Source organism: Bacillota bacterium (genome assembly GCA_040755295.1).
GTDB lineage: Bacteria > Bacillota > Desulfotomaculia > Desulfotomaculales > Ammonificaceae > SURF-55.
Map to the genome: position 1 here is coordinate 1 of JBFMBK010000002.1, position 14,286 is coordinate 14,286.

At 50.2% G+C, this 14,286-nt stretch carries 17 protein-coding genes and 1 pseudogene; 2 read left to right on the forward strand and 16 right to left on the reverse strand.

The genetic code is table 11. The features are described from left to right. Positions 1–136: 136 nt before the first annotated feature. The 9 genes from AB1500_01995 to AB1500_02035 form a co-directional block, all read right to left on the reverse strand. Positions 137–910 (reverse strand): AAA family ATPase, encoded by a 774-nt coding sequence (locus AB1500_01995; GenBank protein MEW6181935.1) that lies wholly within the window; start codon positions 908–910, stop codon positions 137–139. A gap of 923 nt (positions 911–1,833) precedes the next feature. Further along, on the reverse strand, positions 1,834–2,277 hold the full coding sequence (locus AB1500_02000; protein MEW6181936.1) for a cupin domain-containing protein: 444 nt from the start codon (positions 2,275–2,277) through the stop codon (positions 1,834–1,836). A gap of 414 nt (positions 2,278–2,691) precedes the next feature. Then, a complete protein-coding gene (locus AB1500_02005) occupies positions 2,692–3,222 on the reverse strand; it encodes a hypothetical protein (GenBank protein MEW6181937.1) in 531 nt (176 codons plus the stop codon). Between the two features lie 23 nt (positions 3,223–3,245). After that, positions 3,246–3,770 (reverse strand): NlpC/P60 family protein, encoded by a 525-nt coding sequence (locus tag AB1500_02010; protein ID MEW6181938.1) that lies wholly within the window; start codon positions 3,768–3,770, stop codon positions 3,246–3,248. 261 nt (positions 3,771–4,031) lie between these two features. Then, the gene (locus tag AB1500_02015) at positions 4,032–4,196 is read right to left on the reverse strand and encodes a hypothetical protein (protein ID MEW6181939.1); all 165 of its coding nucleotides are present in this window, start codon (positions 4,194–4,196) and stop codon (positions 4,032–4,034) included. A gap of 176 nt (positions 4,197–4,372) precedes the next feature. After that, positions 4,373–5,767 carry a stalk domain-containing protein gene (locus tag AB1500_02020; GenBank protein MEW6181940.1) on the reverse strand — a complete coding sequence of 465 codons (1,395 nt, stop codon included), beginning with the start codon at positions 5,765–5,767 and terminating at the stop codon, positions 4,373–4,375. A gap of 288 nt (positions 5,768–6,055) precedes the next feature. Then, a complete protein-coding gene (locus tag AB1500_02025) occupies positions 6,056–6,448 on the reverse strand; it encodes a hypothetical protein (GenBank protein ID MEW6181941.1) in 393 nt (130 codons plus the stop codon). Then, on the reverse strand, positions 6,376–6,729 hold the full coding sequence (locus tag AB1500_02030; protein ID MEW6181942.1) for a hypothetical protein: 354 nt from the start codon (positions 6,727–6,729) through the stop codon (positions 6,376–6,378). Before AB1500_02030 ends, AB1500_02025 begins: the two co-directional genes overlap by 73 nt. A gap of 35 nt (positions 6,730–6,764) precedes the next feature. Beyond that, positions 6,765–7,115 (reverse strand): DUF3795 domain-containing protein, encoded by a 351-nt coding sequence (locus AB1500_02035; GenBank protein MEW6181943.1) that lies wholly within the window; start codon positions 7,113–7,115, stop codon positions 6,765–6,767. A gap of 710 nt (positions 7,116–7,825) precedes the next feature. On the opposite strand from AB1500_02035, the gene AB1500_02040 reads away from it, so the two are divergent. Continuing rightward, positions 7,826–9,199, forward strand: coding sequence for a hypothetical protein (locus tag AB1500_02040; protein ID MEW6181944.1), 1,374 nt, complete (start codon positions 7,826–7,828; stop codon positions 9,197–9,199). Positions 9,200–9,449: 250 nt separating this feature from the next. Here the strand turns inward: AB1500_02040 and AB1500_02045 are convergent, their stop codons facing one another. The 4 genes and pseudogenes from AB1500_02045 to AB1500_02060 form a co-directional block, all read right to left on the reverse strand. Then, a complete protein-coding gene (locus tag AB1500_02045; protein MEW6181945.1) occupies positions 9,450–9,761 on the reverse strand; it encodes a hypothetical protein in 312 nt (103 codons plus the stop codon). A 93-nt stretch (positions 9,762–9,854) separates the two neighbouring features. After that, positions 9,855–10,004, reverse strand: a pseudogene (locus AB1500_02050) (hypothetical protein). Positions 10,005–10,084: 80 nt separating this feature from the next. After that, entirely contained in the window at positions 10,085–10,465 is a 381-nt protein-coding gene (locus AB1500_02055) for a diacylglycerol kinase family protein (GenBank protein MEW6181946.1), read from the reverse strand. A 436-nt stretch (positions 10,466–10,901) separates the two neighbouring features. Then, positions 10,902–11,315, reverse strand: coding sequence for a hypothetical protein (locus AB1500_02060; GenBank protein ID MEW6181947.1), 414 nt, complete (start codon positions 11,313–11,315; stop codon positions 10,902–10,904). Between the two features lie 215 nt (positions 11,316–11,530). Between AB1500_02060 and AB1500_02065 the strand changes: the two genes are divergently transcribed. Next, positions 11,531–11,728 carry an H-type small acid-soluble spore protein gene (locus AB1500_02065; GenBank protein ID MEW6181948.1) on the forward strand — a complete coding sequence of 66 codons (198 nt, stop codon included), beginning with the start codon at positions 11,531–11,533 and terminating at the stop codon, positions 11,726–11,728. Between the two features lie 136 nt (positions 11,729–11,864). On the opposite strand, the gene AB1500_02070 is transcribed toward AB1500_02065, so the two are convergent. Genes AB1500_02070 through ectA form a run of 3 tightly spaced genes read right to left on the reverse strand, consistent with a single transcriptional unit; the run spans position 11,865 to position 14,203 of the window. Then, a complete protein-coding gene (locus AB1500_02070) occupies positions 11,865–12,251 on the reverse strand; it encodes an ectoine synthase (GenBank protein MEW6181949.1) in 387 nt (128 codons plus the stop codon). A gap of 33 nt (positions 12,252–12,284) precedes the next feature. Continuing rightward, entirely contained in the window at positions 12,285–13,589 is a 1,305-nt protein-coding gene (gene ectB / locus AB1500_02075; GenBank protein MEW6181950.1) for a diaminobutyrate--2-oxoglutarate transaminase, read from the reverse strand. After that, positions 13,586–14,203: a diaminobutyrate acetyltransferase gene (gene ectA, locus AB1500_02080; protein ID MEW6181951.1), complete on the reverse strand. Its 618-nt coding sequence runs from the start codon at positions 14,201–14,203 to the stop codon at positions 13,586–13,588. Before ectA ends, ectB begins: the two co-directional genes overlap by 4 nt. Positions 14,204–14,286: the final 83 nt, after the last annotated feature.

The window sequence follows — 14,286 nt, forward strand, 5'->3', positions numbered from 1 at the left end:
TTAATTCAGACGAGAGAGCTTCTTTTATTCTTTCGCTGAGCACCTTACTTTCTAATGTCCACACATCAATATAAATACCGTCGCTTTCGGCATCAGTAGATTTAGTCCATTCATCAGTGGTATAAATTCCTCTGACTTAGTGCTGTATAGGGTTGTCATTTTTTATATAAATCCAACGAGGTTTAAGCCAAGCCCTCAAAGATGCTGCAACTGACTCGAATTTCGGTTCTACTAAACCAATGCCAACTTTTTGCCGAAGCAAGTCCTGTTCAAGCACGGAAAGGTTGTCATTAATGACCTTCCGAAGCTGATTTACGGATTCTTGTCCTTCAATGTTGGAATTTGCGAGTTTTACTGCCGACATCACTTGTTCCTTTGCTTCATCTGTGTTTACGATGGAACCAAACAAAGTTGCCAGCTTGCCAGCTCGTGCAGGTTTTAATTCATTTTCCGCGTCTCTGAGTGCACCCAAATATGCAACTTGAATAGCCTCAAGGGTTTCTGGTGAGATAGCATTCCCCTCAACAGGGCCACCCCATATTTGGTAACGTATTTTTTCTTTGCTGTCCGTTGTTTGAACGGTGTAATAACGAACATGAAATTCGCCTTTTGTTGTGTCCTCAGGGTTCCAAATCTCGAATAAATCTGGAGTTACTTCATCTAGATAAATATCAATAAAAGCCTCATTGCTTCGTATCCCACGGCTGTCCATATGGAAATCCGAGAGGTTGAAGTATATTTCCTTCCGATATGATGTAGCCGAAAAAACAAGCCTTAATGCGTCTACAAGGGCAGATTTGCCGCAATTGTTTTCGCCAATAACCGCATTGACTCCCTTTTTAAAAGAAGCTGTAATGCCTTCGCTGTCAAATACTCTGAAATTGCGAATGCTTACTTTTGAAATATACATTGGTTCATCTCACAAAGTCTCTATAATGTTTCCTGTCTGGTTTTACAGGTTTTTGAGCGTGACAGAGGACTGAGCGTGACAGGGGCGGTTCTTTGACACATCCTAGTTCGAAGTCCAATCATGCTTAGTTGATTGGTAGACATGCCTATCTTCGATCCCACAACTTTAACGGGAACCCCACCCGCTATAAAATGTCCTGTCAATTATTGCCGTTATTATATAACTGGAATACAATGGTGTCAACCTGAGGGGAAAAGCGCGGAGGACATTGCAGGAGTCAACTCTTGTTATAAGAGCAATTCTCCTAATGACAACCCCTTTTCCCCTATGCTCGCTGGCGTTTGTCCCACAACGAGAGCTCTGCGGAGGGCCGGTTACGCGGACACGGCGAAGACTCGGCTAAGCGAACAGGCGCTCGCATCGTGCCGATAATTACGTTATTTGTTTGATTGGATGGAATAGCGGTGTCTACAGCCTAACCGGAAAACATCGGAAAGGTAAAGCAAGGCTCTATAAGAGCGCCGTCGTTCGCTCCGAGGCAAGCCGATGTCGCGTCGGCCCGTAGCACTGCTCTCCGGTGGGATAACGCCAGCGGAGTTTTTTGGGACATTTTCCTCAAGGAGCCACATCATTAGGCAGCAAGCCTGACAACGCCAGACGAAGTTTCGCAACTCAGAGGAATCACTTTGGCCTGAAATTGGTTAATTGAATATGGTATCCCCGAGATTTCGTCTTGCGAAAATGAACCGGCCGAATTCAAAACTGAGGACAGATTCTGTTACAGTTGTCGATTTTCTTCCCGGAAAAGGTGAAATCTTATCTGCGTTAGGAGTGGTAGTACAAGGGCAAAAGCAAAATATTATTTACAGGCCTCTCCTTCTCTCATGGCACCCCTTCTCTCATGACTTGGCTAATATATTTATTTAGCCGTAGTACTCTTCAGCATCTTTTTTAGTTCTATGAACCGTACCATATGGATGTTCAGGTGGCGCATATATAGAATACAATTTAATTGGTGTATGACCTATATTGATCAGATTGTGCCATTTACCAGCGGGTATTAATATTGCATAATTATCATACACTCTTTGCTGATAATACAGATTATCTTTTCTGTCTCCCATCATAACAAGACCTTGACCCTGTTCAATACGTATAAACTGATCGACGTAGGGATGCATCTCCAAACCTATATCATCTCCAACATTAATGCACATCAGGGTAAGCTGCAAATAGCTTCCTGTCCATAAAGCCGTACGGAAATTATTATTTCGTAAAGTAGCCTCCTCAATGTTAACCACAAAGGGTTCTGACCCATAATCCCTTAATGGATTATAATTTGGATAGTTCTTATAATCATTATCCATATTACTCTTCCTTCCATATATTTCATTATATAAATATCATATGCTCTATGTTTAGGAACTGTGAGCCTACCCCGTTTTGATCAACACAGGAAATGTTAACGCCGGTTTAGAATTACCGTAAATCGCAATACGAAAATTACCGTTTAAGAAGATCTACATCCCCGATGTCGAATCAGCACCAATACCATTCGCCGTGGTGGAGGTGCCAAAGAAACTTGATCAGGGATGCGAAAAAGTGACAGGCTTGGCGCACCACATTTTCAAGTCGATCATGCTTAAGGAAAAGTGACATCCGACCTCTATTTAGGCAAGCCGATGCCGCCGTCGACATGTAGCACAGCTCTCATGGGGGATAATGCCAGCGCAATTTCCATGGGATTCCATAAGGAGGTTCTCTGGTTAGAGGCATCCAATCTATGCCCGGTTTCCGGACGTTTGTTTCCCTCCGAACAGTTTTTCGGCAGGGCAGCCGATTTCTCTCTGTTTGCAGTACTTGCATGCAAAGGCGCCCCTGATGAGAGCGTTGCCGGTGAAGGAGAGTATGAACAGGGCCGCCACCAACGCCAGGAGCAGCCAGTCGAAGCTTTTTACCAGAAGGATGATTCCACTTACGGCCGGAACGAGAAAAACCAGGAAATCCGGCAGCATGGAAAGCCACGTAACGTCCCTGTCCGCGAATTTCTGCGGGTCGCCCCTGCGGCGCAGCAGAAAACACAGCTTGCCTTTGCCCAGTCCGCAGACCTTGCCGTAATAATAGCAGTTTACGCAGCTTCGTTTAAGGACTGTCGCCTCTACCCAGAGGCAGTACAGCAGGTACGCCGCGGCCGCCCAGACGCTGAACCCGACCAGGATGGCGGCCCCGAGGGCATAGATTGACATTGAAACCAGGTTGGCCAGCAGGGGTATCCATATCGGAAAGTTCTCGTAATTCTTCGTCGGTTTCAAACGTACTACCTCTCACATCTGTATTATTCCTTTACCCGTCCAAAGCCGTGGATAAGCTGCCCCCACGTAGATTTTCCGTAGCCCCCTATCTGCTTGGTCGTGGATATAATGACCCCCTTGGAAAGAGAGGCGTGGACGAAGTATATCGTGCCGTCTTCCTTTACACCTACCACGATCCCGACATGGTTGATCCGACCCTGTCCGTCGTCGCTTATGAAGAAAATCAGGTCCCCTTTCGTCACCTTGTCCCGGTCTATTCTATCGATCTTTTTCGATTTCCATTGGGTAGCCACGCCTTCCGGGAGCTTCGCTTCCGGAAAACTGGTGACCACCAGGGTCGAACACGGCATTTCATTGTGGCTCATGCCCATTTTGGTGAGCGCGATGTCAACGGCTGCTTCGGCCTTTTCGGAACCTTTGGGGAAATGCCGGCTTATCCACTGCTTAGAATACGTGCTGAGACACCCGAGGCAGACAAACGCCCCGCTCGGAACCGGCCTGACTTCGACTCCAGCCACACCGCACTCGATACAGTAACTTTCTCCCATTACACACCATCCCTGGTAAGTTTTCAGTAGCTTAGATGAGATGATTCTACACTAAAAAGCAAAAACCTCCGCCTTGAAGTGCAACCCTTCTTAAAAGACATGATAGAGACTAGACACATCTTTTTTGAGGAAAGAGGGGTGTCAAACCAGGCAGAAGAAAACGTAGGTTAAGAACTCAGATTACACTAGTCCGAACCGGAGAGCGCCCGATTGTTTTGAGGCGCTTAGCTACGCATTCCCGGCTTTTTCAGCCCAGTATGTTTATTTGTGTCCTTTTCTTTCATACTCCCTCGCAAGTTTCAGAGCATCCGCCTCGGTCAGCCCGCTCTCAATCAGGAAAACGTTGCCGTTATCGTCTTTGCGCCAGACCGACCACATCGGCCTGTTAGCCTGAGTCACGGATCCGGAATCAGTGAACTTCATCATAATTCATCTTAAACCTTCCGCTTCTCCCGCGTCAGCCGTGGAACTTGCCGTACGGCCCCTGCCACTTGGCCGCGATCCGTAGAAAAGGTTCGTAAAAGCCCCGGATTGGTAATTCGTGGCCAGCATACGGACCTTAATCTCTTTTCCTAAAGGGGCAGGATACGATAAATCAAGGTTTACGGTGCCGGGTAGGTGACGGTCACCTCCTGGGTGGACGCGTTCCATTCCACCCGGCAACCCAGGGTCTCGGCGATAAACCTCAGCGGCAGCATCGTCCTCCCCGGAGGAACGATTAAGGGCGCGACATTGTGGTTCAGCGGATCGATGTACTGTTCGGTCCCGTTGACGCCGGCCCGGTTCCGGCCGATGGAAAGCTCTATGGTTTTATCCCCCAGCACGATGGCAGCCCTCTGCGCGGCCGCGTTCCAGGTAACCCCGGCCCCCAGCGGTTCGGCCACATAGCGGATGGGCAGCAGGGTACGGCCTTCGCGGATCATCGGGACGGTATCCATCGTGTTCAGCGTACCGTTCACGTAGTACTCGGTGCTGCCGATGTAAAGGCGGATCACAGTGGATGTCGGCGGCGGGGACGGAGGCGGCGTCTGCGTTGTGGCGCCGGCTTCGTTGGAATCAGCGGACTCGCCGACGGTGTTATAAGCGCGTACTTTGTAGTAATATCTGGTCGAGGGGGATAGCCCCACGTCAAGATAGGACGTCTGGTTAGCCTCAAGCAAGGGCAGCGTTGTCCAGGCTTCGCCTTCCGTCTTCCTCATTATTTTAAATCCCGTTTCAACTGAGGAATTGTCCGTCCACGCAAGCGAGATCGAAGAGGAAGACTCGGCGGCAGCTGTAAGGTCCGAAGGGGCCGCCGGAGCGGTGGTAAAAGTATGCAGTCCCGGATACAGAATGCTGGGAATAGAGGTCGTGGCGTTTGCTTCATTGGAATAATCGGAATTACCGGCGGCATTATAGGCGCAGACCTTATAGTAATACTGGGTTGAAGGGGAAAGGCCCGTATTAAGATAAGACGTAACGTTAGCTCCTACCGGAGGCAGAGATACCCATGGTCCACCCGCCTTTTTAGTTAGAATCCTGAATCCCTGCTCATCCGAAGACCGATCGGTCCAACTGAGGGATATGGAAGTGGAAGATTCGGCGGTAGCCGTGAGGTTCGAGGGGGCAGCAGGGACATGTGCAATTGTGAAGCATGTATTGCTGGTATCAGCCTCAGCAATAGGCACGCCACTGATTTCGTAAGCGATCACCGTGATGCGGATTCTAGCCTGCGTTGTTAAAGGTATTTCGTCTCCGATAGTCCATGAGAAACTTCCGCCGGTAGTGCTGCCGATTGAGATCGGATAAATGTCTCCCCCGGTTGTAGATAAATTGATATGATGCTCCTTTTCGGGGGACAAAGTGTTCCAGGTAATGTTATACGTACGGCCTTTGGCTAAGATTTCTCCTCCGTCCGGATAAAGAAGCTCAATCCAATCGGCGTACGCCCGTCCCGGCATAACAAATCCCGCCAGAAAGACGCCGAACGCCACCAATAAAACGTACCGTTGCAACATTTTCACATCTACCCCTCCATTACTTAAAGAGTTGCCGAGTACGTTAATAATAGCATAATTCTGCCAAACGATAAACCGCATATTCGGAACAACCGGCGTTTTCTTAGAGCAGGGCTCCCTGAGCGTATAATCTTTCCTTCCAGGCAAGCCGATGTCGCGTCGGCCCGGGGCACTGCTATCATGTGCGACGCGCCGGCAGGTTTTTTTCCAGTGGTTTGCTGCAGGAGAGTTCCGAAATACAATAGTACAAATCGAGGGGGAAAGTGCAGATGATTGCATTATTCTGTTTTATGGCTTGCGCCCATAGGCCAGGATGATATCTGTGGTGATTTCTTTTACCGCTTTGCGCTCAAAAGCGTTTCTAAGCTTTTTCGCAACCGAGGGGACCTTGTCTGAAGGGACTTTTGCGTACCACCATGCCGATGAGGTGGCGGCAAAAAATTCGTATGCCTTGCCCCCATCCGCAAAGCTTTCTTTCCAAGTCAGCCGCCGGGTAGAGACGTCAGCCAGGCCGGCCATGCCGAACATGCGCGAAAGGTCTTTTTCCCGCCGCGGCCAGAATTCCACCCGGTAGCCTAGGGTGAGACTCTTGGGCATGGCCCTGAAGGTTATCTCAAAAGCTTCGCGGACAAACTCAGGCCCGTGTGCCGCAACGGCGAGAGTGCCCCCCGGTTTGAGCACCCGGACCATTTCCCCGTGCCGCATCCCACATCCAGGACCGTTTTCCCGTCAAGCTGTGTGCGCTCCAGAAGTACCCGGGCTATCTCAGTGAAATGTTCGCGGCCGACGGCGTCGTAGCGAGCGACATCGTCCGTCACTACCCCGTCGTATCCCATCTTGATGCGCCGCTTCATGGCCGCCGTGTCTCTTGCGCCACCGGTAATCCAGGCAAGCGCATTGCTGAAGTCGGCCATAATCTTCGTCGCCGGCGAAAGCTTACCCGTCCAGAAAACCGGCGGCATGCCGCTCTCCCCCTTTGTCGTTAAGCACACTTTTTTCAGCCGTGAAACTTTCCATACGGCCTTTTCCACTGGGCCGCGATCTGCAGAAAAGGCCCGTACCCGCGGCTTCTGATAAACTCCGCGGATTCCCTGTACTTTTTATATTTGTGACCTTTCTTGCCGTAAAAACCCTGGATGATGCCGCACGAGAGATAGTCGGGACAGTCGGCGCAAGTGCGTTGGGCGCCGAGTTTTCCGATACAGCAGACCTTCATTCTGCACCTGGCCTTGGCGAGGTCCCTTACGCCGGTGTCGTAACCCGACTTGCAGCCCCTGCACCTGCCCTCCGTAAGCTCGCGGCACGTGCCGCAATACGCGGCGCAGCACCCGATCTTGGTCAACGGCATGGCGTGTTACCTCCTAAGTTGTCCTCTTTAATCATATTGGGAACGGAACTTATTCCCGATAATGTGAGCTTCCTGTCAAATTCTTAACCGTTATTATACATTTTGGTAAAGAATGGCGTCAACCCGCTGGGAAAAGCGCGGGATAATCAACATGCCGAACCGAGGACTCAGCGTAAACAAATCACGACATCGGAGTATTTTTTTAAAGTGGTTGATTGACCGGACGCGGTTTTCTCCATCTACCGACAAATTTGCTTTTAGATGTGGTTGTAACCTCTTAGTAAACCTCCCTTTCCAGGTTGTTCTTTGCCTTTTGCGATAAGGCGGCTTACGCCGGTAGCACCCCCTTTCCAGGCGCTTAATCCGTTTCAGCTTCCCTTTAATTTTATGGGTTTTAAATCAGCATCAACCTTTAGTCCTATTTCCCAAGGGTCGTCTGAAGAAATTTTTTAAGACTTTCGGCCTGTTGGTTGATTATCGGCGTTGGCTTATAATTGATAAAAACTTAGTGCTGTCAACATAAGGTATTTACATTTTTATAATGGTAGTAAATGTACATTTATGTAGTATATAGTATATATATCCATCTTTCAAGGAGGGGATGCGATACGAATATATCAAAATAATATTTGACGAGGCATGATGCCATGACCCGTAAGCATGAAATGTCAGCGAATAAGCGACATAACAAAAAGGAGGAAGATAAGATAATGAAAAGGAAACTGTTTCGCCTCGGGATGGTAACAATACTGGTTTGGGTTCTAAGCTTGTTTGCAGCCACCGGACTCTCCTTGGCTTCAGCAGACGGGGACCTGTCCGAAGAAGGAAAGCAGGTTACAGAAGCGGTTGATTCTTTGGCGCAGGCGACCGGAACCGATGTCGCATTAGTCTCGTACACCAGAAAACAACTTTTTGAAGACATCTACAAATACACCTGGATACTCAAGGTGGGCCCCGGTCAGTTTGACAAGATAGGCGTTTACCGGGTGGTTAAAGAAAAATCACCGGGGGTTCCCATAGCAGCGCCGAAAGCGGTAATGATGAATCACGGCGACGCAAGCAACTTCGACACCTTGTTTTTATGCAGCACACTGTCAAACAAGGTCCCCAAGGACCAGTCCCTCGGCATCTACCTGGCGAAAAAATATATTGATGTCTGGGGCGTGGACCGCCGGTGGACGTTTGTACCGGACGGAACTACAGATTTCTCGTTCATGAAAAACTGGAACACCGCTTTGCACGTAAGAGATATCAGAGTCGGCGTTAAACTCGCCAGGCTGATAAGGGGTTCGACCGGGAGCGGCGCCGGCAAGCTGCTTATGCTGGGGATCAGCCGGGGCGCGCAGTTTACTTACGCGTACGCCAACGCCGAGACGCAGTTGCCGGACTCGTCCCGCGACCTCAAGGGCATCATTCCGATGGAAATGGTCTACAAGTTCTCACCCCAAAACCAGGACCTGAAAGACGCCGCGTACCAGAGGTACCTGGAAGCAAAGGAAAAGTACGATCAGGGAATCTACTACAGCGACGAACCGGCGCAATTAAAGATCATAACCTATTTGGCGGCTACGGCCCCTGACGACCCGTCACCGGTTATTCCCGGGTTTACGAACAAACAGGCGGCCCTGTTCCTCCTATCGGCGACATACCTTACAACGCCGCTGCCGCCTGTCCCCTACTATCACTACCTGGCCGGGAAATTCGACTCCGCCGGAATCCCGACCGACCTGACATACACAACCTTCGGGTATGCTCTTGACCTCGCCGCCGCGACGCCGGGTTACATGAGCATCGGCGAAGACATCGACGGGGAGGCGCTATGGTCCGATAAGGTTGCAGTGCCTTACGACGACTATTTGAGTCAGATAAAGATCCCGGCGCTTTATATCGGCGCGGCCGGCGGATTCGGCGAGTACGGGGTGCACACCTTATCGCTCCTCGGAAGCACCGACAAGAACTCATACGTGGTCAAGCTGTACCCGTCGGACCCAAGTCTGGATTACGGGCATGCCGATCCCGTATGGGCTAACAACGCGAAATCCCTCGTCTGGCCAATGATTTACGGCTGGATAGCGATCCATTAGAATAGCTGTGGTCACATCCTGCAATTCAGGTCGATAAACGGTTGGCGTCTAAAAGCAGTATATACGGACGAGAATATCCTGGGGGCTGTCCTGAAAGTCGCTCGGGACAGCCCCTTTTTCTTTGCGCTAACGTGACATGCCGTTATGATTTGTAATGAATGGCGTCAACCCGAGGGAAAAGCTCGGGGAGTTAAATCGCATTGGAGTATCGTGTATGCGTGATATTAGGATGATTTATCGCGGTAACGGCCTAGCGGGCCGGTTTTTCCTTAAGCAGTTCCCGGTACTCAATTAAAATCTGCGCTATCTCCGACGCGCGGTCCCGGGACCTATCGCTGATTTTGATACCCATCGATTCGCATTCTATAAATAAGAGATAATCCACAATGTCTTTCCCGTCGACGGTGTTTTGAACCAGGTTATAGACGTTAGAAAGATGGGAGTAGTACTCGTCGCGGACCGGCGGGATTTCGGACACCCCAAGGGGGTCCCAGAGATAGTGCAGTACTTCGTCCACCCTCCGGTAGAGTTCGGTTTCTGCTGGAGAGAGCGTTTGTATCATCGCTTTTTCACCTCTGGAATAGGGACTTTCTTACTAATCAGCTTATTATGGAAATCGCCCTGATGTCCTTTTATTATAAATACATCCGGATGGTCAGATATTCGGCTGTTTTTCTTTGGCCCAGTATGTTTGTTTATGTCCTCTTCTTTCATAGTCCTTCACAAGTTTCAGAGCATCCGCCTCGGTCAGCCCGCTCTCAATCAGGAAAACGTTGCCGTTATCGTCTTTCCGCCAAACCGACCATACCGGTTCATTCTTCCCTTTATCCCCTCCGACAGACGGCCTAGAATTCTTTTTCTTTTTCGATTTGTTTCGCTCAGGTTTCATCTTACCAATCCAATTATATGCGGCCCAAAGATAATGCACCCGATAGCCACCGAGCCGATCACGGCAATCAGCACGGCCCCGGCGGCCACATCCTTGGCTTTTCCGATCAGCGGGTGAAACGTCGGGTTTGTCGCATCGGCAAGGAATTCAAAGGCTGTATTCAAGGCTTCGGCGGTCCATACGGCCATGATCGCAAGGATGACCCAGTTCCATTCTTCTCTTGTGATATTAAAGAAGATGCCCGCCGTTACCACAACCGCCGTGGCAAGGGCATGAAGCCACGCGTTTTGCTGGGTCCGGACCATCGTCCATATCCCGCGCAATGCGTATCTGACACTTCTCATCCTGGCGGTGAACTCAAACGGCTTGTTTTTCATGTATTTGATCCAACGTTCCTTTTGATGCTCTAAACATCAACGCTCCGGGTGTTCCGGCGGTTTTCCGTACCCGCAGTTTATACACCGGGGAGAATACGCGCTTCCCGACATCTTCTTCTTACATACAGGGCATTTCTTGTGCCACATATGGATTAAAACATAGCCCGCAATTATAAAAACAAAAAGAATATAATCAAACGTCGAAAAAGGGCGCCTGCTTAACGGGTGAAGCCCCATCTGCCGGGACTCAATCCCGGTTAATACATACCAGAATAGAGCTAAAAAGATTATAGCCGTCCAATAAACTATTTTTCTTTTTTTATAATCCATCATAAAGAATTAAATATCATTCTGTCTTCTCCCATGGCGTCTTTGTGATCTCTAATCTTTCTCGGCATATTTTCCCTTCCCTGGCTCCAGCGGTAGTTTAACGTAACTATACCACGAAAACCGAGGCGTGCAGTACAACGGCCGGCTGGTTCCTATCGGCCTGAGTGGACTGGTGATAATCATAATCCGTGCTCACCCGCACGGATTCTTTCTCAACAACGTAATCATAATAACGGCGGTTGTCGGGTGTTCTTTCCAGACCATACAAGTTCCAGGACCATCTGACGCGGACGGCCTTCTCGATGAGGAAGTCGCGGCCTTTAATCAGCGGCGGCGAGGGATTCCACACCTGCAATTCTTCCCCGTCGCTAAAGTGGATTGCAAGGACGTCATTCTCCCATTTGACTTCAGCCGCGCGGTGAACGTTGTCATACGGCCTCCCAAACCACTGGCCGTAGATCTGCAACGACCCGGTGATTCTCTCCAAATTAGTCCTTACGAACGTTTCAGGCGTCATCATAATCACGGTACCTTTCAACAAAGAAGCATGCCCTTGCTTGTCCTGTTATATTATCCTTGGCAGGGAATGGTGTCAAGCCGGAGGGAATGGCCTGCGCAAGTAAGATTATACCTGAAAACGACTTTAATAATCTGCTCCTGCCGGAGAAGCTCATCTTTGCTTATCCAACCGGGAAGGATATTAGCAGACTACTTCAGCGAAAGAGGTTGGATCGAATGGACTTTGACAGAGCCCAACAAATTGTTGAGTCCAAAGGCATTATCAACGTTCTGTTTAACGGGTCGCCCGTTTGGATAGAAAGCCTGGACGCCGCGAACAACGAGGCGACGGTAAGCCCGCTCGACGGCTCGCGGAGTCACGTGCAGGTGCCTTTGGTCAAGCTTGTGGAGTCCCCTTCCCCCCTGCAAATGTAAAAAATACACTCTCTGGTGACAGAAAAAAACCTCGTAGCGCTAAGCTGCAAGGCTTAATTGAGTAACGGTGAGGTATATTTAAAAAATCTGATTCGGGCTGTCGGGCGACACCCGCCGGAGTATCGCTTTAATCCCGTTAATTCTTCAATAGAGGATAAGACCCGTCTTCGTCGTGTTTCTCCCCGCCCGTGCATGGCGGATTAAACACACAAACCAGACGAAGATCGGTTTGTGCGCGCAGATAATGTTTTTCGTGTCCGTTCAGCGCGTAAAGGGTACCCGGTGTAATCGGGTAGACGCGCCCGTCAGAAATAACCTCCACCTCCCCCCGGCCCGAAATACAGTATACCGCTTCCAGATGGTTCTTGTACCATATCATCGTTTCAGTGCCGGTGCGGATTATGGTGTCGTGAAAAGAGAACCCCATCCCGTCCTGTTTTAAAAGAATCCGGCGGCTTCTCCAGTTTTCAGCGATAACGTCATTCTCCGTGCCGGTGATCTCTTCCAAATGCTTGACAATCATGCCGATCCTCCTCTTGTTCGTTTCCATCTGGGCTTACGCCCGGACTTCTTCGCTCTGAGCCGCGGAATCCTTGTACGTATTGCCCACATCCACCCGTGTAAGTTCCCGGATGCTGTGTTCAATGATATTAAACCCATCTTCCAGTCCTGTTTCATCAATGATAAGGGGAGGCATAAGCTTCATGACTTCACTGTCCGGACCCGAAGTCTCCATAATCAGGTTGCGCTTAAAAGAAGCGGCGCAGATTTCATCCGCAAGACCGGGAACACCGCATGCGATCCCCTGCATCAGGCCTCTGCCGCGAACCTCCCCCTGGATTTCGGGATGGTCCTTCACGATTTCCTCAAGGAACCGCCGGATTTTCGTTCCCTTTCCCAGTATATCCTGGCTGAAGGAATCATTCTCCCAGAATTTCAACGCCTCCGTCGCGGTAATAAAAGCAAGGTTGTTGCCGCGGAAGGTGCCGTTATGTTCGCCGGGATCCCATATGTCGATTTCCGGTTTTATGAGGTTGATCGATAGGGGAAGCCCGAAACCGCTTAGCGACTTTGAGAGGCAGATTATATCCGGCATGATACCGGCAGGCTCAAAACTGAAAAAGGTACCGGTGCGCCCGCAACCGGCCTGTATATCGTCAACGATCAGCAGGATGTTCCTGTCGCGGCAGATCCGCTCAATTCTCCTGAGCCACTCGGAACCGGCCGTATTAAGGCCTCCCTCTCCCTGCACGGTCTCCAAAATTATCGCGGCGGGAAGAGAGACTCCGCTGCCGTTGTTTTCTAAGAAATTTTCGATGTAACCCGCCGTGTCTACATCCGGACCGAAGTAATTATCGAACGGCATAAACACGCTGTCATGCAGGGGCAGCCCCGCGCCCCGCCGCTTGAACGAATTCCCGGTAACCGCCAGAGAACCGAGCGTCATGCCGTGGAAGGCGTTGGTGAAGCTGAAAACCAATTCCCTGCCGGTGAATTTGCGCGCCAGTTTAAGAGCGCTTTCCACGGCGTTGGTGCCCGTCGGGCCCGGAAACATGAGTTTATAACTCATTTTACGCGGTTCGAGAATTACTTCATTGAAACGTTTGATAAGCCTTTCCTTCGCTTTGGTTGCCATGTCAAGACCGTGAACAATACCGTCATTCGCTATATACTCCAGGACTTTTTCCTTCATCCGGGGGTTATTGTGTCCGTAATTCAGCGCCCCGGCGCCGGCAAAGAAATCGATATACTCCCGTCCTTCCACGTCCCAAAGCTTGTAACCCATGGCTTTGTTAAAAACGGTGGGAAAGCTTCTACAGTAACTTCGAACTTGAGATTCCAGTTGCTCGAATATCTTCATCGAATCGCCTCTCTTTCGTATATTGATGCACTTGTAATGGGGCCGATGCGGTACATTAGCTCTGCTTCGTGGTTGCTCCCGGGGAATAGGTCGGCGGGAAAGCACTCTTCCACCTCGCAACGCGCGCCGACGTTACGGGCCAGCTTACGGAACAATGACTGGGAGGGTATGTTCGACGGGGTGATGGTGGTTACAAGGAAACGAACGCCCGCACATTCCTTCCTTTTCAGCAGAACCTGCAGCATGGTGCTTCCCATGCCCTTCCGGTGTTGAGACGGGGCAACCCCCACCTGCCAGACAAATATCTCATCAGGACGGCCCGGCGGCTTAAAGGCGGATAAAAACCCAATTATCTCATTATCATGCTCCGCCGCAACACATGTGCCTGAGAAATACTTGCACAGCATCATGTAGCTGTAGGCAGAGTTTAAATCAAGTACGCCCGTGCTCCTCACCAGTTGCCAAATTCCCGGTCCGTCTTCCTCCCGGGGCTGGCGGAACCGGATTTGTCCCGAGAGAACCGACAGCCTCTGCTCCCCGCGTGAAGGACCGCTTTTGCCGCTGTAATTCCGATCGTGTATAGGGTCCGTTTGGCTGGTCTGTTCTTCAATCATAAAAAACACTCCTTTCTGGACTTACTCGGCCGATCAGCGTCTGTCGTAAAAACAAACCATAACCGCTCCAAAATGTTCCGCCG

Excerpts from the sequence above, each read along its gene's own strand:
- AB1500_01995 (MEW6181935.1), bottom strand. The coding sequence starts at position 910 with ATGTATATTTCAAAAGTAAGCATTCGCAATTTCAGAGTATTTGACAGC.
- AB1500_02000 (MEW6181936.1), bottom strand. The coding sequence starts at position 2,277 with ATGGATAATGATTATAAGAACTATCCAAATTATAATCCATTAAGGGAT.
- AB1500_02010 (MEW6181938.1), bottom strand. The coding sequence starts at position 3,770 with ATGGGAGAAAGTTACTGTATCGAGTGCGGTGTGGCTGGAGTCGAAGTC.
- AB1500_02015 (MEW6181939.1), bottom strand. The coding sequence starts at position 4,196 with ATGATGAAGTTCACTGATTCCGGATCCGTGACTCAGGCTAACAGGCCG.
- AB1500_02020 (MEW6181940.1), bottom strand. The coding sequence starts at position 5,767 with ATGTTGCAACGGTACGTTTTATTGGTGGCGTTCGGCGTCTTTCTGGCG.
- AB1500_02030 (MEW6181942.1), bottom strand. The coding sequence starts at position 6,729 with ATGCCGCCGGTTTTCTGGACGGGTAAGCTTTCGCCGGCGACGAAGATT.
- AB1500_02035 (MEW6181943.1), bottom strand. The coding sequence starts at position 7,115 with ATGCCGTTGACCAAGATCGGGTGCTGCGCCGCGTATTGCGGCACGTGC.
- AB1500_02040 (MEW6181944.1), top strand. The coding sequence starts at position 7,826 with ATGAAAAGGAAACTGTTTCGCCTCGGGATGGTAACAATACTGGTTTGG.
- AB1500_02045 (MEW6181945.1), bottom strand. The coding sequence starts at position 9,761 with ATGATACAAACGCTCTCTCCAGCAGAAACCGAACTCTACCGGAGGGTG.
- AB1500_02055 (MEW6181946.1), bottom strand. The coding sequence starts at position 10,465 with ATGAAAAACAAGCCGTTTGAGTTCACCGCCAGGATGAGAAGTGTCAGA.
- AB1500_02060 (MEW6181947.1), bottom strand. The coding sequence starts at position 11,315 with ATGATGACGCCTGAAACGTTCGTAAGGACTAATTTGGAGAGAATCACC.
- AB1500_02065 (MEW6181948.1), top strand. The coding sequence starts at position 11,531 with ATGGACTTTGACAGAGCCCAACAAATTGTTGAGTCCAAAGGCATTATC.
- AB1500_02070 (MEW6181949.1), bottom strand. The coding sequence starts at position 12,251 with ATGATTGTCAAGCATTTGGAAGAGATCACCGGCACGGAGAATGACGTT.
- ectB (MEW6181950.1), bottom strand. The coding sequence starts at position 13,589 with ATGAAGATATTCGAGCAACTGGAATCTCAAGTTCGAAGTTACTGTAGA.
- ectA (MEW6181951.1), bottom strand. The coding sequence starts at position 14,203 with ATGATTGAAGAACAGACCAGCCAAACGGACCCTATACACGATCGGAAT.